General features: G+C 37.1%; 20 protein-coding genes. 10 read left to right on the plus strand and 10 right to left on the minus strand.

Annotation, left to right across the window (positions count from 1 at the left end; translation table 11 throughout):
- The gene (locus RUH60_RS01965; protein ID WP_313804617.1) at positions 1-2,469 is read left to right on the plus strand and encodes a carboxypeptidase-like regulatory domain-containing protein; all 2,469 of its coding nucleotides are present in this window, start codon (positions 1-3) and stop codon (positions 2,467-2,469) included.
- Positions 2,470-2,513: 44 nt separating this feature from the next.
- Positions 2,514-3,233: a hypothetical protein gene (locus RUH60_RS01970; protein WP_313804620.1), complete on the plus strand. Its 720-nt coding sequence runs from the start codon at positions 2,514-2,516 to the stop codon at positions 3,231-3,233.
- A gap of 7 nt (positions 3,234-3,240) precedes the next feature.
- On the opposite strand, the gene RUH60_RS01975 is transcribed toward RUH60_RS01970, so the two are convergent.
- Genes RUH60_RS01975 through RUH60_RS01995 form a run of 5 tightly spaced genes read right to left on the minus strand, consistent with a single transcriptional unit; the run spans position 3,241 to position 9,068 of the window.
- The gene (locus tag RUH60_RS01975; RefSeq protein WP_313804623.1) at positions 3,241-3,942 is read right to left on the minus strand and encodes a hypothetical protein; all 702 of its coding nucleotides are present in this window, start codon (positions 3,940-3,942) and stop codon (positions 3,241-3,243) included.
- A complete protein-coding gene (locus tag RUH60_RS01980) occupies positions 3,943-5,772 on the minus strand; it encodes an ABC transporter ATP-binding protein (RefSeq protein ID WP_313804626.1) in 1,830 nt (609 codons plus the stop codon).
- Complete coding sequence (locus RUH60_RS01985; protein ID WP_313804629.1) at positions 5,772-7,499, minus strand: phospho-sugar mutase; 1,728 nt, start codon at positions 7,497-7,499, stop codon at positions 5,772-5,774. The genes RUH60_RS01980 and RUH60_RS01985 overlap by 1 nt, the downstream gene beginning before the upstream one ends.
- Positions 7,500-7,532: 33 nt before the next feature.
- A complete protein-coding gene (locus RUH60_RS01990) occupies positions 7,533-8,489 on the minus strand; it encodes a glycosyltransferase family 2 protein (protein ID WP_313804632.1) in 957 nt (318 codons plus the stop codon).
- Between the two features lie 36 nt (positions 8,490-8,525).
- Positions 8,526-9,068, minus strand: a complete 543-nt coding sequence (locus RUH60_RS01995) for a DUF4199 domain-containing protein (RefSeq protein ID WP_313804634.1) — start codon at positions 9,066-9,068, stop codon at positions 8,526-8,528.
- Positions 9,069-9,293: 225 nt separating this feature from the next.
- On the opposite strand from RUH60_RS01995, the gene RUH60_RS02000 reads away from it, so the two are divergent.
- The 3 genes from RUH60_RS02000 to mtaB all read left to right on the plus strand — a co-directional run bounded on the left by RUH60_RS02000 (position 9,294) and on the right by mtaB (position 12,557).
- On the plus strand, positions 9,294-9,545 hold the full coding sequence (locus RUH60_RS02000) for a type B 50S ribosomal protein L31 (protein ID WP_313804637.1): 252 nt from the start codon (positions 9,294-9,296) through the stop codon (positions 9,543-9,545).
- A 384-nt stretch (positions 9,546-9,929) separates the two neighbouring features.
- The gene (locus tag RUH60_RS02005; RefSeq protein ID WP_313804640.1) at positions 9,930-11,105 is read left to right on the plus strand and encodes a GlmU family protein; all 1,176 of its coding nucleotides are present in this window, start codon (positions 9,930-9,932) and stop codon (positions 11,103-11,105) included.
- A gap of 123 nt (positions 11,106-11,228) precedes the next feature.
- Positions 11,229-12,557, plus strand: coding sequence for a tRNA (N(6)-L-threonylcarbamoyladenosine(37)-C(2))-methylthiotransferase MtaB (mtaB, locus tag RUH60_RS02010; protein ID WP_313804643.1), 1,329 nt, complete (start codon positions 11,229-11,231; stop codon positions 12,555-12,557).
- 118 nt (positions 12,558-12,675) lie between these two features.
- Here the strand turns inward: mtaB and RUH60_RS02015 are convergent, their stop codons facing one another.
- Both RUH60_RS02015 and RUH60_RS02020 read right to left on the minus strand, forming a co-directional pair.
- Entirely contained in the window at positions 12,676-13,017 is a 342-nt protein-coding gene (locus RUH60_RS02015) for a hypothetical protein (protein ID WP_313804646.1), read from the minus strand.
- A 61-nt stretch (positions 13,018-13,078) separates the two neighbouring features.
- Positions 13,079-13,363: an N-acetyltransferase gene (locus RUH60_RS02020; protein ID WP_313804649.1), complete on the minus strand. Its 285-nt coding sequence runs from the start codon at positions 13,361-13,363 to the stop codon at positions 13,079-13,081.
- Positions 13,364-13,545: 182 nt separating this feature from the next.
- Between RUH60_RS02020 and RUH60_RS02025 the strand changes: the two genes are divergently transcribed.
- The 3 genes from RUH60_RS02025 to RUH60_RS02035 are packed head-to-tail and all read left to right on the plus strand — an operon-like array spanning position 13,546 to position 15,479.
- Positions 13,546-14,202: an alpha/beta hydrolase gene (locus RUH60_RS02025; RefSeq protein WP_313804652.1), complete on the plus strand. Its 657-nt coding sequence runs from the start codon at positions 13,546-13,548 to the stop codon at positions 14,200-14,202.
- A gap of 12 nt (positions 14,203-14,214) precedes the next feature.
- Positions 14,215-15,105, plus strand: coding sequence for a lytic transglycosylase domain-containing protein (locus RUH60_RS02030; RefSeq protein ID WP_313804655.1), 891 nt, complete (start codon positions 14,215-14,217; stop codon positions 15,103-15,105).
- 8 nt (positions 15,106-15,113) lie between these two features.
- Complete coding sequence (locus RUH60_RS02035; RefSeq protein ID WP_313804688.1) at positions 15,114-15,479, plus strand: sulfite exporter TauE/SafE family protein; 366 nt, start codon at positions 15,114-15,116, stop codon at positions 15,477-15,479.
- A 32-nt stretch (positions 15,480-15,511) separates the two neighbouring features.
- Here RUH60_RS02035 and RUH60_RS02040 read toward each other — a convergent pair whose 3' ends face one another.
- The gene (locus RUH60_RS02040; protein ID WP_313804658.1) at positions 15,512-16,027 is read right to left on the minus strand and encodes a DUF2892 domain-containing protein; all 516 of its coding nucleotides are present in this window, start codon (positions 16,025-16,027) and stop codon (positions 15,512-15,514) included.
- A 243-nt stretch (positions 16,028-16,270) separates the two neighbouring features.
- Here RUH60_RS02040 and rpmH point away from each other — a divergent pair, with 243 nt between their 5' ends.
- Both rpmH and carB read left to right on the plus strand, forming a co-directional pair.
- A complete protein-coding gene (rpmH, locus tag RUH60_RS02045; RefSeq protein ID WP_026710894.1) occupies positions 16,271-16,432 on the plus strand; it encodes a 50S ribosomal protein L34 in 162 nt (53 codons plus the stop codon).
- Between the two features lie 98 nt (positions 16,433-16,530).
- Positions 16,531-19,386, plus strand: a complete 2,856-nt coding sequence (carB, locus tag RUH60_RS02050) for a carbamoyl-phosphate synthase large subunit (protein WP_313804670.1) — start codon at positions 16,531-16,533, stop codon at positions 19,384-19,386.
- Positions 19,387-19,436: 50 nt separating this feature from the next.
- Here carB and RUH60_RS02055 read toward each other — a convergent pair whose 3' ends face one another.
- Both RUH60_RS02055 and RUH60_RS02060 read right to left on the minus strand, forming a co-directional pair.
- Positions 19,437-19,979: a YceI family protein gene (locus tag RUH60_RS02055; protein ID WP_313804673.1), complete on the minus strand. Its 543-nt coding sequence runs from the start codon at positions 19,977-19,979 to the stop codon at positions 19,437-19,439.
- An 11-nt stretch (positions 19,980-19,990) separates the two neighbouring features.
- Positions 19,991-20,338 carry a hypothetical protein gene (locus RUH60_RS02060; protein ID WP_313804676.1) on the minus strand — a complete coding sequence of 116 codons (348 nt, stop codon included), beginning with the start codon at positions 20,336-20,338 and terminating at the stop codon, positions 19,991-19,993.
- Positions 20,339-20,435: the final 97 nt, after the last annotated feature.

Consider the following 20,435-nt stretch of genomic DNA (forward strand, 5'->3'; position numbering starts at 1 on the left):
TTGAAATCCGCATATAAAGTATTTTTCATAGTTTGTCTGTTGTTCACTAGTGCCTTGTTTGCTCAAAAAGCACGCGTTAAAGGAATCTTGTTAGACGAGTCGCAAAAACCAATTGAAAATGCAACCATCAAAGCCGATTCGGAAACCGTAACGTCCAACGCCAACGGATTTTTCCTGATTACTATTCCTTCGGAAAAGAAGGTGACCATTGAAATTACGCATGTTGGATATAAAAAATCTTCGGTTACACTCGAATTGAAGCCTAATGAAGATTATGAATTAAATGTGGTTTTGAATCCGAATTCGGAACAAATCGGGGAAGTTATCGTTAGCAGTACCGGAAGAAAAAGAGTGGAAGGCATCACAACGATTGAACCACAAGTCATCCGAACAATTCCCGGAGCCAATGCCGGAGTAGAAAATATTCTGAAAACCTTACCTGGCGTTTATTCTAACAACGAATTGAGTACGCAATATGCAGTTCGTGGTGGGAATTACGACGAAAATTTAGTGTATGTCAATGAAATTGAAGTCTATCGTCCGTTTTTAATTCGTTCCGGACAGCAGGAAGGATTGAGTTTTACCAATACGGAAATGGTTTCCAATGTTGATTTTTCGGCTGGAGGATTTCAGTCGAAATATGGCGATAAATTATCCTCAGTTTTAGATATCACTTACAGACGACCAACAAAATTTCAAGCTGCTTTAGATGCAAGTTTGCTTGGCGGAAGCGCTACCGTAGATTTAGTTTCTAAAAATCAGAAATGGACGAATATCACCGGAGTTCGTTATCGCAACAATAGTTTATTGGTAAACAGTCAGGAAACCGAATCGAATTTCAGACCATCGTTTGCGGATATTCAGACACAGCTAACTTTCGATGCTTCAACCAAATGGCAATGGAGTTTTCTAGGAAACGTTTCGCAGAACAAATACCATTACGAACCTTTGTCGCGTCAGACCAACTTCGGAACAGTAAGCGATCCGATTGCACTTCAGATTTTTTACGACGGACAGGAAAAAGATGAATATTTAACGCTTTTCGGAGCGATTAAATCGGTATATCAGGCAAATGAAAATTTCAAATTAAAATTTATCGGTTCAACGTATCATACACAAGAGCAAGAGTATTTCGATATTTTAGCACAGTACCGATTGGGAGAGATTGATACCAACATCGGTTCAGATACGTTTGGAGATGTGGTTTTTTCAAGAGGTGTGGGCTCACAGCTTACGCACGCTCGAAATAATTTAGACGCTTTAATTGTCAACGCTGAAGTAAAAGGTTTTCATGATATTCCTAAGAAAAACACTCAATTGGAATGGGGATTCAAATACACCAGAGAAGACATTCGCGACCGTTTAGTGGAATGGGAAGTTGTTGATTCTGCCGGATTCTCATTGCCCAATCCTGTTATCGATATACCAAATGATCAACCCTATAATCCATATTACGGACCGCTATCACCTTATAAGAATGTTCGTGCTACAAATTTCATTAAAATCAACCGCTTTTCGGGTTATGGACAATGGAACTATCGCGGCAGTTTAGGAAATAATCAAATTTGGGTGAATGCTGGAGCACGATTCCACCAATGGCAGGTTTCCGGAGCGTCAACCGAAGGGAAAAGTCAAATCGTTTTCAGTCCGCGTGCACAATTTGCTATCAAACCAAATTGGGAAAAAGACATGGTGTTCCGATTGTCCGGAGGATTGTATCATCAGCCGCCTTTCTATAGGGAATTGCGAGATTATGATGGGGTAGTGCAACCGAATGTGAAAGCGCAACAATCGATTCACGTGGTTTTGAGCAACGATTATAGTTTTAAACTTTGGGACAGACCTTTCAAATTAATTTCGGAAGCCTATTATAAGAATTTAACCGATGTGAATACTTATACGATTGATAATGTCCGAATTCGCTATCGCGCTAATAATGACGCTGTGGCTTATGTTTATGGAGCTGATTTTCGTTTGAATGGGGAGTTTGTGCCTGGAACAGAATCGTGGTTGAGTTTCGGTTATCTTCAAACGGAAGAAAATCAGAATGACAGAGGCTATATCGCTCGTCCAACTGATCAAAGATTGAAATTCGGGTTATTGTTTCAAGATTATATGCCAACAATACCCAATTTAAAAATGTATCTGAATTTGGTATATAACACAGGGCTTCCTGGTGGTTCGCCTTCGTATGCCGATCCGTATCAATACCAATTGCGTTTGAATGATTACCGTCGTGCCGATGCTGGTTTTTCGTATGTTTTCAAAGATGCAACCTTAACTTCGAATAGAAATTGGCTGAAACATTTTAAAGAATTTGCCATCGGTTTGGAAATTTACAATCTGTTCAACAACCAGAATGCGATTACCAATACATGGGTGCGCGATGTATACACCAAAAGCCAATACGGAATTCCGAACTATATGACTACCCGAACGTTTAACGTGAAGTTGAATGTGCGATTGTAATTCGTATTAAAAGTTTTATATTTGAAAGACTAATCGTGTCAGTTATGAAGAAATTGTCAAGACTTGCAATATTGTTTACTTTATTGGCTTTTGTCGGCTGTAAAGAAGAAGAACCAAAACCGAAAGTAAGCTATGATCCCTCAAAATCTGCTGCTCAAAATGAAGTAAAAAGAGATTCTTCTCAAATTAAAATTGCCGATTTGCCGGTTCATATGGAAGGAACAAAATACCTACTTTATGCCATCGGAGATGTTCGTGTTTCGGCGGAACGAAGCAGTTACGGAACCAGTAAAACAAATTCGGTGAGTTATGCTTTGTCGAATTACAATCGTTTTGAACTGACCGGTTATTTTGAAAATTTGAAATTTCAGCATGTTGATTCGACTGCGATTCGACCGCTTACCGATAAAGTAATTCAGATTCAAACGGCTACTTTTTTGAATACGATTGCTGAAAAAACCAAAAAGCAGATTTTGGTGTATGCTTTGGTCGATTCAGACACGAATAAAGACAGTAAAGTCGATTCGAACGATATCAAATCATTGTACATCAGTAATTTCGACGGAACCGGATTTGTGAAATTGTCCGCAGAATTGCAAGAGCTAATTGACTGGAATATTGTTGATGCTCAAAATCGTCTGTATTTCAGAACCATTGAAGACAATAACAAAAATGGTGCTTTTGATAAAAGTGACAATGTGCACTACTATTTTGTGAACTTGTTGGATAAAAACTGGAAAACGGAAGAGTACAAACCGATATAGTTTAGTACTAAATTAAAATATCACTTTCCAAGTCTGATTTTTCTACAGAAAAGTTGAACCCTAATTTGGAAACGACTTCAATAACCAGTTTCTTGTACCAGTTTTCACTTTTCGGGTGAATGTAGATTTTTTCAATTAATTTATTGATATCCACATCGATTTTCAAACCGTTATCGATGGCTATTTTATTGGCTGAAACGTCTGAAATGATTCGGATTTCATTTTCATACTGAAAACTTTTTCGTTTGAACAGGAAAGGGAAGAAGGCGTCGTCAAACGGAATGTGTTCTTTTTTGTAGTCGATGTAATTCACTTCGCCGATGTATTGCTCAAAACTGCGCTCGGCGTTCAAAGCTTCTTTTAAACGGCCAATGGTCGACTGAATGGCTAAACCCTCGTTGTTTTTGGTAAAAATCTGCCACATGGCAAAACTTTCATATTCATTAGTGTGCCAACTGCTTATGACCACATTTTCACGATGTGATTTGTAATAATCGAGAAACTTTGGGTTGTTTTCGGATATTTTTTTGATTTCTTCAAAAGTAGGTTCGCTGAAGGTTCCTTCGTATTGATCTTCAAATTTATCGGAACGCGACATGAACATCTTTCCGGATATCAGAATGTCTAAAAACTTTGACAAATCCATGTATTTCCAAACGATAGTGTTCGGGTCTTCAGGAAGTTTGATATTCGGATTGTTTACAAACATTTATTCAAAAGATTGCATCGCTACCAATTTTGAGTACATACCATTTTGGGCTAATAATTCGTCGTGAGTCCCTTGCTCAACAATCTGACCTTTTTGCATTACTACAATTTTGTCCGCTTTTTGAATTGTCGATAAACGGTGGGCAATTACGATGGATGTTCTGTTTTCCATCATTTTTTCCAAAGCCTGTTGTACCAAACGTTCGCTTTCTGTGTCCAAAGCCGATGTAGCTTCATCTAAAACCATAATCGGAGGGTTTTTAAGAACAGCCCGCGCAATGGATAAACGTTGTTTCTGACCACCGGATAATTTGTTTCCAGAATCACCAATGTTGGTATTGATGCCTTCCGGTAAATCTTTTACAAATTCGTATGCATTGGCAATTTTTAAGGCTTTAATGATCTCATCATCGGTTGCATTTTCTTTCCCTAAAAGGATGTTGTTTTTTATAGTGTCATTAAAAAGAATGCTGTCCTGAGTGACTAATCCCATCAATCCGCGAAGGGAATGCATGCTCATATCTTTGATGTCGATATCGTCTACTTTTACACTGCCTTCCTGAACATCGTAAAAGCGGGTAAGTAAATTAGCGATGGTACTTTTTCCACTACCGGATTGCCCTACCAAAGCAACAGTTTTTCCTTTCGGTATTTCTAATGAGAAATTTTTCAGCACATTTTCATCTTCGTATCTGAAATTGATGTTTTCAAGCGATATTTTATCTGTAAAATGCTCTTTTACAATGGCGTCAGGTTTGTCAGTAATTGTATTTTCAACTTCTAAAATTTCAAAAACTCGTTCGGCAGCAGCTAATCCGTTTTTTACTTGATAAGATGCCTTAGAAATGGTTTTGGCAGGTGTTAAAATGTTGTAGGCTAATCCCATATAGGTTAGAAATACCGCGCCGTTTAAAGTTTTTTCAAGGAGTACAAGATTACCACCATACCAAAGTAATATGGCTATTGTAATAATCCCTAAAAACTCACTTAGTGGTGAAGCAAGATTATTTTTATTACCTATGCTGTTGTTTAATCTTAGCAAGCGTGCATCTGAAGCATCAAAAAGACTTTTGAATTTATTTTCAGAATTGTAACTCTTTACAACTTTTAAACCACTTAAACTTTCTTCAACAATTGAAATTAAGTAACCCTTTTCTTTTTGAACTCTTGTGGATTTTGATTTAAGACTTTTTCCAATTTGAGAAATAATGAATCCTGAGACAGGGATGAAGATAAAAACGAAAATGGTAAGTTTTGCACTGATATTGAACATAGCAATGATTGTGAAAATAATTGTCAGAGGTTCTTTAATTATCAATTCTAAAATCGAGAAAAATGAATTTTGTACTTCATTTACATCACCCAAAATCCGAGCCATTACATCTCCTTTTCTTTTTTCAGAGTAATATGAAACCGGAAGTTTGATGATTTGATCATACATTTCTTTTCGCAAATCACTTAATACCCCGTTTTTAATATGTAAAAGGTGATAAGAGGCCAAGTAATTAAAAAGATTTTTAAGTAAAAAGGTGATGATAATAAGTGCTACGACCAGTAATAAAGCATATTGAGCTCCACGAGTTTCCGTGAGTTGGGTGATATGATAATACAAATAATCCTTTCCAAATTTTGTGATATCCCAAATTCCTTTATAAACCGGTTTTTCGGTTACTTTTTCAGCATCATCAAACAAAACCTGCATCATTGGAATTAATGCAATGAAAGAAAGCGTACTGAATAGTGCAAACAGGATATTGTACACAACGTTCCAAACGATATGAAATTTATATCGAAGGGCAAAAGGGATTATTTTGATTAAATTTTTATCCATTAGTTCAATTGCATTTCAGCAATAATGTTTTTGATTTTGGTATCCAGAAAAGCATCTGCTTCCGGAATATCTTTTGTTGATTCAATTTCACAGTTTACACTGAAATAGAATTTGATTTTCGGTTCAGTACCGCTTGGTCTTGCACAGATTTTACTACCGTCTTCCAAATAGTAAATCAAAACGTTCGATTTTGGAATGGCAATGTTGAAATCTTCCCCATTCATCAAATCTTTTCCTTTGGAAGTTTGGTAATCTTCAATGCAAACCACGCGTTGTCCGTTAATTTCTTTTAATGGATTTTCACGCAAATCAATCATCATCTGTTTGATTTCGTTCGCGCCGTCCATTCCTTTTTTGGTGATAGAAATCAGATGTTCTTTGTAAAATCCGAAATCAACATACATCTGTAACAATTCCTGATATAAAGAACTTCCTTTTTCTTTCGCCTGAGCTGCAATTTCGCAAACCAATAAAATAGCCGCAATCGCATCTTTATCGCGAACAGCGTCACCTACCATAAAACCGAAACTCTCTTCACCGCCACCAATAAATTTCTGATTGGGGAAATCTTTGATGAACTTCGCAATCCATTTAAAACCGGTCAAACCTACTTTGCATTCCACCTCGTAAGCTGAAGCTAATTCGAGCATCATCGGTGTGGAAACAATTGTTGATCCGACAAATTCCGTACCAGTCAGTTTTCCGGCCTTTTGCCATTGCTGAAGCAGAAAATGTGTCATGACAACCATCGTCTGATTTCCGTTTAGTAAAATGATTTGTCCGTTCGTATCGCGAACGGCAACGCCTAATCGGTCTGAATCGGGATCGGTTCCGACAACAATATCCGCATTGATTTTATCTGCCAATTCCATCGCCATGGTCAACGCTTCCGGCTCTTCCGGATTTGGCGATTTTACCGTTGGGAAATTTCCGTCGGGTTCGGCTTGTTCTTGTACAATATTTACATCAGAATAACCCGCTTTTTCCAAAACACCCGGAATCGCTTTAATCGAAGTTCCGTGTAGTGAGGTATAAACGATTTTTAAATTTTCCTTAGCCGATTTAGACGTGTTGAAACTCGCATTCTCAATGGTAGAATCGCGAAAAGCTTCATCTAAAGCCGTATCGATATATTCAATCAGATTTTCATTAGCGTTGAAGTTGACATCGGCATATTCCAAACTTTCAATTTCAGTAATAATTTCGCCGTCTTGAGGTGGAACGATTTGTCCGCCATCCTGCCAATATACTTTGTATCCGTTGTATTCCGGTGGATTGTGGGAAGCGGTTAAAACGATTCCGGTATGACAGCTCAAATGACGAACCGCAAAGGATAATTCCGGCGTAGGTCGCATGTCTGAAAACAAATAGACTTTAATGCCGTTAGCTGAAAAAACATCGGCAACCACTTTGGCTAAAGTATTACTGTTGTGGCGGCAATCGTAGGCAATCGCTACTTTGATTTCCTCATTCGGGAAACATTTCTTCAAATAATTGGAAAGTCCCTGAGTATTTCTTCCTAAGGTGTATTTGTTGATTCGGTTGGTGCCAACGCCCATTACACCGCGCATTCCTCCGGTTCCGAATTCTAAATTCTTATAAAAACTGTCTTCCAGTTCTTTAGGAGCGGAAGTCATCATCTCACGAATCGCTTCGTGGGTTTCGTTATCAAAAGTTGGGGTTAACCAAATGTTTACCTGATCTAAAATGGCTTGTTCAATATGCATTGCTCTTCTGAATAATTTAAGTCATTTACAAAATTACAAGTTTATTTCCTTGGAGATTTTGTAGCGTTCTTCATTGTTTTTCGTTCGTAAAATTATCTCGCCTAAAAAGCCGGCAAGAAAGAGTTGTGTTCCGATGATCATAGTAGTTAGGGCAATATAAAACCACGGATTGTTGGTTACTAAAATAGCCGTTTCATGGCTGTATATTTTATAGAGTTTCATTACACCGATATAGCCAGCCGATAAGAAACCAATCAAAAACATGATAACTCCTAACGCACCGAATAAATGCATTGGTCGTTTTCCGAATTTGGACAGAAACCAAATTGTAATCAGATCTAAAAAGCCATTAATAAAACGACTCATGCCGAATTTGGACGAACCGTATTTTCTCGCCTGATGAATGACCACTTTCTCGCCAATGTTTCCAAAACCTGCATTTTTAGCCAAAACCGGAATGTAACGGTGCATTTCGCCTGAAACTTCCACGTTTTTAACTACGATGTTTTTGTAAGCTTTCAAGCCGCAGTTGAAATCATTCAGTTTTACGCCGGATGTCTTTCGTGCAGCCCAATTAAATAATTTAGACGGAAGATTTTTAGCCACCACAGAATCGTAACGCTTTTTCTTCCAACCGGAAACCAAGTCGTAATTGCCATTGGTAATCATGCTGAACAATTCCGGAATTTCATCGGGTGAATCCTGTAAATCAGCATCCATGGTAATCACAACATCGCCTTGTGCTTTGGCAAAACCGGCGTGCAAAGCTTGGGATTTTCCGTAATTTCTAAAAAATCGAATGCCTTTTACATTGGAATCTTTAACGGACAATTGCTCAATAATCTGCCAGGAATTGTCGGTAGAACCATCGTCTATGAAAATAACTTCATAAGAATAATTGTTCGCTGTCATGACTTTTACAAGCCAGGAATGCAATTCGGGCAAAGAATCTTGCTCGTTCAGTAAAGGAATTATAATGGAAAGGTTCATCCTTAAGTTTAGAAATGAATTAATTTATTTTGATGACTATTCGAAAACCGGTTTGTCTTTTTTAAGAATCACACCAACAATTAACGAATGAATAAGTCCGATTACCGCATACATAACTACAGTGAAAGGTGCAGCGATATATGGGTTCATGAATATTTTTACAAATTTCATTGACATTTGCAGTTGTTCTGCAGTTAATTGAGGGTTTTGTTTTAAAGTTACTCGCTGAATTTTCTCCAACAATTCATCTTTAAATTCTGGGAAAATCATATCAAAAATGATATAAAAAACACCGTAAATTAGTGCTGCAATAACCGTAATGGAAACTCCTGTTTTAAGGGCTTGAGACAACGAAAGAAATCCGTCGTTCAATTCATTTTTAAATTTATTTGCTGCAATATAAATCAAGGCAAAAGGTAATATTAAGTAATTAAGGATGTTCATAACCACTCCAGCCCAAGCGTTTTCACTAGGATCGATGTTTAAAACATACATTAATACAAATTCTAAAACTAAAATAATTCCAAAAGTAACGCCGAATGACATCGCGTTTTTCGCAGGTGTAATTTTGTTTTCCATAGATTTTAAAATGAATTAATTTACAAATATAACAATTCTCTTGTATCACAGGTTAGTTGCCGCGACTTAAAAAAAGTTACACAATTATTTGAAAATTAAAATATAGTTGTAAATTTGCAGCCTGAAATAAAAAGATTATAAACAAAAAAGTTACAGTTCGTTTATACCTTTTAGCAAATAAAAGCATCAGAGCGGTTGTAACCATTAATAAAAAAACGATTTACCATGAAACAAGGAATTCACCCGGAAAATTACAGATTAGTAGCTTTCAAAGATATGTCTAACGAAGATGTATTCATTACTAAATCTACAGTAGAAACTAAAGAAACCATCACTGTTGACGGTGTTGAGTATCCAGTATACAAAATGGAGATTTCAAGAACATCTCACCCTTTCTATACAGGTAAATCGAAACTTATCGATACAGCAGGACGTATTGATAAATTCAAAAACAAATACGCGAAATTCAGCAAATAATAGCTGTTTTTACAGAATACAGAAGCCTTCCAGATTTGGGAGGCTTTTTTTTATATTTGTGTTTGATGATTTGAAAGCTTTAGGATGAAAACCGTTAAGTTTAGTATAGGGATTGTCTTAGCGTTGTTGGTTTCCCGTTATGTCTGTGAATATGTCACCAGGGCTTGTATTTTCTTTTTTCCGAACACAAGATTGCTTGATAATGGGGAAGTAGTTCAGGTGATGCCAACAGGTCAGATGTTTATAGGGTTTTTATGTGCAATATCCATATTTACGATAATTACGATATTCTTATATAAAAAGTGTTATATATAGCGGGAAATTTTTAAAGACTGACAGAAAACTTTGTAACTTAGCGACTCAGTAACTCAGCAACTAAATCAAATGAACTATATACTTTTTGACGGAACTGTTCGCAACGCTTTACTTCCGTTTACCTTTACGCGACCTGTAGCCGATATTCGTGTTGGAATTTTAACCATCCGCGAAAAATGGGAAAAATTTCTAGGTTATACGACCACAACATTAACCGAAGAATACCTGATGGAAAAATTTCCAATGGTAGAAATGGAGGAAAACATCATGATTAACGCTTCGTTTTTGCCCAATGAAATTTTGGTGGAAATGGTTTTGAATCTGGAGAAAAATCAAGCGATAATCGCCGGTGAAGAAATTATTGCCTTTTACACGAACGATACGCAAGACGGAGTAGATTTTGATGAATACGAACTAATCGATTACGACGAAGAATTTATCCGAATCGAAAATACTTGGGATATTTTTGCTAAAAACGACATAGCCATCCGTGAAGATTTTGATTTGATTACCGAAGGCCGTTTTTCACAACCCATTCCAAAAAGTGTAAATGTCATCGCACCAGAAAATATCTTTATCGAAGAAGGAGCAAAACTGGAATTTGTAACCTTAAACGCATCAACCGGACCAATTTATATCGGAAAAAATTCTGAAATCATGGAAGGTTCCGTAATTCGTGGACCGTTCGCTTTGTGTGAAGAAGCGCAGGTGAAATTGGCGACAAAAGTTTACGGAGCGACAACAGTTGGACCACATTCCAGAATTGGTGGAGAAGTAAATAACTCGGTTTTATTTGGATATTCTAATAAAGGACACGATGGTTTTTTAGGAAATTCGGTTTTAGGCGAATGGTGCAATATTGGTGCCGATAGTAATAATTCCAATCTGAAGAACAATTACGAAGAAGTAAAATTGTGGAGTTATGAAACCGAAGGATTTGCTCGCACCGGATTGCAATTCTGCGGATTAATGATGGGTGATCACAGTAAATGTGGTATCAATACGATGTTCAATACCGGAACTGTGGTTGGTGTTTCAACTAATATTTTCGGAAGCGGATTTCCGCGCAATTTTGTACCGAGTTTTTCTTGGGGCGGTGCATCCGGATTTACGACGTACATGACCAATAAAGCGTTTCAAACTGCTAAAATAGTAATGTCGCGCCGTCATGTTGAGTTTACGGATGAAGATGCTCGAATTTTAGAACACGTTTTTGAAGAAACTAAAAAATTCAGAAAAGAATAATTCTTACTGATAATCAATAAATTATAAAAGCTGCAATTTCGTTGTGGCTTTTTTTGTTTCAAATTTTCTAGCTACCTTTGCACCCTCAATTTTTGACAACGATTTCATTACTTGAGAAATGCTATGGAAAACAAAAAGAAAGTCGCATTCTACACTTTGGGATGCAAGTTGAATTTTTCAGAAACATCAACCATTGCCAGAAGTTTTCAGGACGAAGGTTTCGACAGAGTTGATTTTGAAGAAGTCGCCGATATTTACGTCATCAACACTTGTTCGGTAACCGAAAACGCCGACAAACAATTCAAGCAAATCGTAAAAAAAGCCATGAAGCTCAACGACAAAGCGTTCGTTGCGGCAGTAGGTTGTTACGCGCAGCTGAAACCGGAGGAATTAGCCGATGTTGAAGGTGTTGACTTGGTTTTAGGTGCGACAGAAAAATTCAAAATCACAGATTACATAAACGATTTGTCCAAAAATGATATGGGCGAAGTACATTCCTGCGAAATTGAGGATGCTGATTTTTATGTTGGAAGTTATTCCATAGGCGACAGAACCCGTGCTTTTCTAAAAGTTCAGGACGGTTGCGATTACAAATGTACTTATTGTACGATTCCACTAGCGCGCGGAATTTCCCGTAGCGATACGATGGAAAATGTGATGAAAAACGCTAAAGAAATTTCACAACAAGGTATTAAAGAAATCGTTTTGACTGGTGTAAACATCGGAGATTACGGAAAAGGGGAATTCGGAAATAAAAAACACGAACATACTTTCTTTGAGTTGGTGCAGGCTTTGGATGAAGTAGAAGGAATCGAACGTTTGCGTATTTCGTCCATTGAACCGAATCTGTTAAAAAACGAAACTATAGAATTTGTATCACAAAGCCGAACTTTTGTGCCGCATTTCCATATTCCGCTACAATCTGGAAGCAACGATATTTTGAAAAAAATGAAACGTCGTTATTTACGTGAATTGTATTCAGAGCGAGTAGCCAAAATTCGTGAAGTGATGCCGCATGCCTGTATCGGAGTGGATGTAATTGTCGGATTTCCGGGAGAAACCGATGAGCATTTCTTGGAAACCTATCATTTCTTAAACGATTTGGATATTTCGTATTTACACGTTTTTACCTATTCGGAACGTGACAATACCGAAGCTGCAGCAATGGAAGGTGTTGTGCCAGGAAATGTGCGTGCTAAACGCAGTAAAATGTTACGCGGTTTATCCGTTAAAAAGCGTCGTGCGTTCTACGAAAGTCAAATCGGAACTTCTCGAACTGTGTTGTTTGAAAGTGAAAACAAAGAAGGCTACATTCACGGGTTTACCGAAAATTACGTCAAAGTAAAAACGCCTTGGAATCCGGAATTGGTTAATACCTTACATGAAATCAATTTAACAAGAATTGACGAAGACGGAGCTGTTCGTATGGAGTTTGTAAACGTCGAAGTGTAGATGAAAGATTAAAGAATATAGAAAATAGTGCTTTGAAAATAGAAAAAGAGTATAGGTGTTTAGTCTATGCTCTTTTTTCTTTTATCTATTTTCTAATATCTTTTTTCTTTTGTCTTCATTAGTATTTATAATGAAATCTCAATTTGGTAATTCGGTACACACTTTCTCCTAAACGCTCCACAAATTCAAATTTATGGCGTCCGGTTTGGGTAAAAGTAATGATGGATTGCGCGGAAATTTCATAATACATACCTTTTCCTTCCAGCATGAAACGATCGCCAGTATTGCGATAGGCAGAACGAATTAAATCAAATTCAAATAAATTCCAGGTAGAATGATCTGCTGAGAAATCACCGGATGAAGTACAAATTCCTTCGGTAATGTCGGTTTGACTGCCGTAATATTTGTCGATTTCTTCAAAAAAATGGATAATGTCGGTGTAGAATTCTTCTTCGCTCATGTGCTAAATGTACACCTTTTTCAGTAATAAAAAAGTCGCTTTAAGGAGCGACTTTAATTTTTTAGATTTTTATTCCCGGAGGAAGTAGTTCTTTGTAAGTAGGATTTTTTCGAAAGAAAGCTGCCACCTTCGGATGAATGGGTACAACTCGCCATTTTTTTTCTTCGGCGATTTCCAGAATTTGTTTCAGAAAATCTGCCGTAGTTTCCGAATCGTCAAATTGTTCGGGTACATTTACTTTGGTCAGAAAAATTTTCTTTTCCTGAAAAGAATATTCAATAGTAAGCAACTGACCGTCAACTGTCGTTTCAAACTGTCTTGAAAATTCATTGTTTTTAATTGTCATTGATGTGAATTTAGTTGTGTGGAAAATATTCTACAAAGGTACTCATTTGAAAATCAATATCAAAGGATTGAAAAAATCGCGATTTGGAAAAGGTTTTGAAAATTATCCGATTGGGATGGAAAGTCGCTTTAAAAATGCTATTTTTATGAAAATTTCGTTTTTACATTAAAGTTGCGTTCCAAATGGAGAAAATTCCAGTGTATCTTATGCCGGGTTTGGCGGCAAGTCCTAAAATTTTTGAGCATATCAGTCTTCCGGAGAATGAGTTTGAAATTCATTTACTGGAATGGTTTTTGCCTGAGAAAAATGAAAGCCTGGAACATTACGCAAAACGAATGACGCTTGAAATTAAACATGAAAATCCAGTGTTAATCGGCGTTTCTTTTGGAGGAATTTTGGTTCAGGAAATGACGAAATTAATTGCGGTTCGAAAAACGATTATCATTTCGAGTGTGAAATGCAAGCAGGAATTTCCGTTGCGTCTCAAATTGGCCGAGAAAACAAAAGCTTACAAATTGGTTCCAACCAGTTTATTATCAGATGTTGAAAAACTTTTGAAGTATGCCGTTGGTGAAAAAGCAAAAGAAAGACTGACTTTGTACAAAATGTATTTGTCGGTTAATGATAAAAAATATTTAGATTGGGCGATAGAACACGTTTTGATTTGGGACAGAAACAGTATTGATGACAATGTGATTCATATTCATGGGGATAAAGATGATGTGTTTCCGATAAAAAACATCAAAAACAGTATTGTTGTAAAAGGTGGAACGCATGCCATGATTTTGTTTAAATACAAATGGATGAACGAAAATTTGCCGAAATTAATTAAAGAATAAAAAAGAGAAAGTATGAAAGTGATTAAGAGAACAGTGGCAATTGCCTCAGTTATAGTTGTAAGCGGATTGTTTATTTATGCCACAACAAGTGTGAAAACGGTGCATCCGTATGTGCATACGACTTTGCCTCAAGCGATGGATTTTTGTGGAGAACCAGTGCCGCTACATTTAGCTGATGTGAGCGAAAGGTTAGACAGAGAATTGACCGTGAACAAAAATTTGCACGCCACTACAGAATTGGTAATTAAGCGTGCCAATCGTGCTTTCCCGATAATTGAACCGATTTTGAAGAAACACGGGATTCCTGATGATTTCAAATATTTAGCCGTAATCGAAAGCGGTTTGATTAACGCGACTTCGCCTTCCGGAGCAAAAGGAGTTTGGCAGTTTATGCCGGCTACTGCAAAAGAAATGGGGATGGAAGTAAACGATAATGTAGATGAGCGATATGATTTGGAAAAATCAACGGAAACCGCCTGTAAATATTTGTTGAAAGCCAAAGAAAAATCCGGAAACTGGACTTTAGCTGCAGCGTCCTACAACGGTGGTTTAAACGGAATCATGCGCATGCTCGATGAACAGCAAGTCAATGATTATTACGATATGTTACTAACGGATGAAACGTATCGTTATGTATTCCGTATTCTGGCGCTGAAAGAAATTATGCAAAATCAGGAAAAATATGGTTATCAGATGCCGCCATCGGTAATGTATCCGTTGCTTCCAACTAAAAAAGTTGAAGTGACTTCTAATATTGATAATTTGGCGCAGTTTGCTAAAGAACAAGGAATTAATTATAAGATTTTAAAAATTCACAATCCTTGGTTGCGCGATAAAAAGTTAGTGGTTCAGCCGAATAAAACGTATACGATTCAAATTCCGTTACAAGGATATTCTAAATAATGAAAGATATGGAGTTATCAACATTGCTAATGCTGATTCTGATTGGCTTATTGGCTGGAATGCTAAGCGGTTTGGTCGGAATTGGTGGTGGAATTGTAATGGTTCCTTTATTGTTGCTGTTGGGGTTTTCGCAACATCAGGCACAAGGAACGAGCCTCGCAGTTTTGGTGGTTCCGGTTACTGCTGTGGCGGTTTACAATTATTACAAAGAAGGATTTATCGATTGGAAATTCGCTGCAATAATCGCGATATTTTTCGTGGTTGGCGGTTATTTCGGAAGTAAATTAGCTATTAGTATCGACCAAAGAATGTTAAAGAAAATCTTTGGTGTCGTATTATTACTGATTGCCGGAAAGATGATTTTGGGAAAATAAAAAAGGCTGCAATTGCAGCCTTTTTTGTTGAGTTATATTTTTTTTAACTGATCCTTCATCATTTTGATTTGGTCTTTCAGCATGTTTTGTTTGTCTAGCTTTTTCGCTTCGTTCAATAAGTTGGTGGCTTCCACTTTTCTTCTTTTGGTCATGGCGATTCCTGCTAACTGTAATTTGGCTAAAGCTAAATCCTGATCCATGTTCAAGCCTAATTCTACTGCTTTTTTGAAATATTTTTCAGCTGCAGATAAATTGGTTTGTGAATTTAAAATTCCGTGTAAATAGTTGAAATAACCTTGTTGTTTTCTTACCAATGCCGCTTCCGGATTTTTGATGTGAGAAAGCCATTTTTCGGCACCTTCCATGTTTTGCTTTCTTAATTGTAGGAAAGCTAAAAGAATGAATTCGTTTTTAAAATATAAGAAGATGAAAATTGTGGAAAACAACAATAAGAAGATTCCGTTTCCGATATTGTTTTCTGTAAACTGCCATATTCCTAAGGCGATGATAATTCCTGCAAGGATTAATTTGATATTTCTGTGGAACATACTATTTCGTTTTGGATTGCAAATGTAGTGATTTGAAACGAGTAGTCAAATTTGTTTTTAGGAAACAATCCGATAGAAAAATGTATCTTTGTCGGGCTTTTGTAATGAAGATTAAGAAAAAGTAAAATATTTTTAAAAAAGGACTTGTCAGAAATAAAAGTCTTTGTATATTTGCACTCGGTTTTGAAGCGACATATTTCAAAGCTGGAGATAATTTAAAATCACGATTTAAAGATAATAGCAATGAGTAAGAGAACGTTTCAACCATCGAAAAGAAAAAGAAGAAACAAACACGGTTTCATGGACAGAATGGCTACTGCTAACGGAAGAAAAGTGTTGGCACGTAGAAGAGCTAAAGGAAGACATAAGTTAACGGTTTCATGCGAACCTAGACACAAAAAATAATGATTTTTCAATCATAAATAGAGCGTTACCTTTTTTCGGTAACGCTTTTTTTGTATCTTTTTGATAAATTTTCACCCAACATACAACAACACAACACAATGCCTAAAGACACTTCAATCAAATCGGTTTTAATTATTGGTTCAGGACCTATCGTAATCGGACAAGCTTGTGAGTTTGATTATTCAGGATCACAGTCGGCACGTTCGCTGCGTGAAGAAGGAATCGAAGTTATCTTAATCAACTCGAATCCTGCGACGATTATGACCGATCCTTCAATGGCGGATCATATCTATTTAAAGCCACTTACGACAAAATCCATCATCGAAATTCTTAAAGCACATCCGCAAATTGATGCTGTTTTACCGACTATGGGAGGACAAACTGCTTTGAATTTGTGTTTGGAAGCTGATGAAAAAGGAATTTGGCAGGATTTCGGAGTTAGATTAATCGGAGTAGATGTTAACGCTATTAATGTAACTGAAGATCGTGAGCAGTTCAAGCAATTGTTGGCGAGAATCGAAATTCCGGTAGCGCCAGCAAAAACAGCTAATTCTTTCTTAAAAGGGAAGGAAATCGCTCAGGAATTTGGGTTTCCGTTAGTAATTCGTCCTTCGTTCACTTTAGGAGGAACCGGAGCAGCTTTCGTGCACAAGAAAGAAGATTTTGACGATTTATTGACTCGTGGTTTAGAAGCGTCTCCAATTCACGAAGTGTTGATTGATAAAGCACTTTTAGGCTGGAAAGAATACGAATTAGAATTATTGCGCGATAAAAACGATAACGTTGTCATCATCTGTACGATTGAAAATATGGATCCGATGGGAATTCATACCGGAGATAGTATTACCGTTGCGCCAGCGATGACACTTTCAGACAGAACGTTCCAAAGAATGCGTGACATGGCGATTTTGATGATGCGCAGTATCGGGAACTTTGCCGGAGGTTGTAACGTACAGTTTGCGGTTTCACCAGATGAAAAAGAAGATATCGTAGCAATTGAAATCAACCCGCGTGTATCGCGTTCATCAGCCTTAGCATCAAAAGCAACAGGGTATCCGATTGCAAAAATTGCTACCAAATTAGCGTTAGGATATACACTTGACGAATTGCAAAATCAGATTACCAAATCCACTTCGGCTTTGTTCGAACCAACTTTGGATTATGTAATCGTAAAAATCCCTCGTTGGAACTTTGATAAATTTGAAGGTGCCGACAGAACTTTAGGCTTGCAGATGAAATCTGTAGGTGAAGTAATGGGAATCGGACGTTCGTTCCAAGAAGCCTTACATAAAGCAACACAATCTCTTGAAATTAAGAGAAATGGATTAGGAGCTGACGGGAAAGGATATAAGAATTACGATCAAATCATTGAAAAATTAACGTATGCCAGTTGGGATCGCGTTTTCGTAATTTACGATGCGATTGCGATGGGAATTCCGTTGTCAAGAATCCACGAAATCACTAAAATTGATATGTGGTTCTTAAAGCAATACGAAGAATTATACGCTTTAGAGAAAGAAATTTCCAACTATAAAATTGACACACTTCCGAAAGATTTACTTTTAGAAGCCAAACAAAAAGGATACGGAGACCGCCAGATTGCGCACATGTTGGGCTGTTTGGAAAGTCAGGTGCATAAATTGCGTGATGAAATGGGGGTGAAACGTGTGTATAAATTAGTAGATACGTGTGCTGCCGAGTTTAAAGCGCAAACACCTTACTATTATTCAACGTTTGAAGCGGAAATTCAAAAAGCAGACGGAACTCGTTATGTAGATAATGAAAGTATCGTTTCGGACAAGAAAAAAGTAGTGGTTTTAGGTTCTGGACCTAACCGAATAGGACAAGGAATTGAGTTTGATTATTCGTGTGTTCACGGGGTTTTAGCAGCTTCAGAATGTGGTTACGAAACCATCATGATTAACTGTAACCCAGAAACGGTTTCAACTGACTTCGATACGGCAGACAAACTATATTTCGAGCCGGTGTTCTGGGAACATATTTACGACATTATTCAACACGAAAAACCAGAAGGTGTAATCGTTCAGTTGGGAGGTCAGACCGCGCTTAAATTGGCTGAAAAATTAAACAAATACGGAATCAAGATTTTAGGAACCAGTTTCGATGCTTTGGATTTAGCCGAAGACCGTGGACGTTTCTCAGAATTATTGACTGAATTAAACATTCCGTTCCCGAAATTTGGTGTAGCCGAAAATGCAGAAGAAGCTTCTAAATTAGCTGATACTTTAGATTTTCCATTGTTGGTTCGTCCTTCGTATGTGTTGGGTGGACAGGGGATGAAAATCGTCATCAATAAACAAGAGTTAGAAGAGCACGTAATCGAAATCTTAAAACACATTCCGAATAACAAATTGTTGTTAGATCATTATTTGGATGGTGCGATTGAAGCGGAAGCAGATGCGATTTGTGATGCAGATGGAAACGTTTACATCATCGGAATCATGGAACATATTGAACCATGCGGAATTCACTCCGGAGATAGTAATGCAACTTTACCACCGTTCAATATCGGAGAATTTGTAATGCAGCAGATTAAAGATCACACGTATAAAATTGCAAAAGCTTTAAAAACTGTTGGATTGATCAATATTCAGTTTGCGATTAAAGACGACACGGTTTACATCATTGAGGCGAATCCGAGAGCTTCTCGTACGGTTCCGTTTATTGCAAAAGCATACGGTGAGCCTTATGTGAATTATGCAACGAAAGTGATGTTAGGACACAATAAAGTGACGGATTTCAAATTTAATCCACAATTAAAAGGTTATGCGATTAAGCAACCGGTATTCTCTTTCAGTAAGTTTAAAAACGTGAACAAAGCCTTGGGGCCAGAGATGAAATCGACGGGAGAAAGCATTTTGTTTATTGACGATTTGAAAGATGATCAGTTCTATGAATTGTATTCCAGAAGAAAAATGTACTTGAGCAGATAAGTATTTTTGATAAATAAAAAGCCTTCTTTTTGAAGGCTTTTTTTATGGGTTTATTTTAGTAGAAAGTCCATAGTAATGTTCACTTTTTTGGCAACTTTATTACTGACTACTCTCGGTATTCGGATATCGAAATCTTCGGAGTTGACACTGAAATTGGAATTCAGAATAATCCCTTCGGCTGTTTTCTTTAATTTGGCCGGAATATTCATTTCTTTAGTTTTTCCGTGAATTTGTAAACTTCCTTTGATGATGAAATCTTTGAAATTGGCATCGAGTTCACTAAGGTTGAAGTTGCTCACTCTTCCCTTAAAAGTAGCTTTTGGATATTCGCTGCTCTCCATGTAGTTTTCGTTGAAATGCTCTTCCATTAAAGCGATTTTAAACCGAAATCCTTTGATTAGAGTAAGTGCGGCAATTTCACCAGTTTCGGTGTTCAGAATGGCGGTTGTGCTCTTGTTTCGGGCGGCAACTTCTTCAAACGATGGAACCGAGGCTTCAAAATAAATTTCGCCGGTTTTAGTGGATTTTTTGGTTTGGGAAAATGACGGTAAAGTCAGTGTAACTCCCAGCAGTAAAAGTAGTAATGGTTTCATGGTACACGATATTATTCTGTTAAACCGGTTGTGCTCCATTCGGTGATTAAATCAATTTTATTTTGTGGCAATCTGTTTCCGCCAAACGGCATCCAAAACCCTGCGTCATTGCTCGATATTCGGCTTATTAATCCTCTTTCTTCAACGGCATATTTTACTTGCTCATAAGTTGTTAAAGATATCGGAGCGCCATTTTGTGGGGGCTGGGAATGACACATAATGCAATTTTCAGTAATAATCGGTTTGACATCTGCGGTGTAAGTGATGTCGTCTTTTAAAATACTGTTGTATAGATCAGAATCGGAATCACTTGCGCAGGATATTAAGTTGAAAACAACTATTGCAAATAAGTATTTCATATTAAAAATAAATTATTTTTATATATACATTAAAGTTACTATTAAAAATTTTAATATTAAAAAAATAATTGGTTAAATTTGTGAGAAATAATTTATT

The sequence above is a fragment of the Flavobacterium sp. genome (assembly GCF_032153895.1).
Lineage (GTDB): Bacteria > Bacteroidota > Bacteroidia > Flavobacteriales > Flavobacteriaceae > Flavobacterium.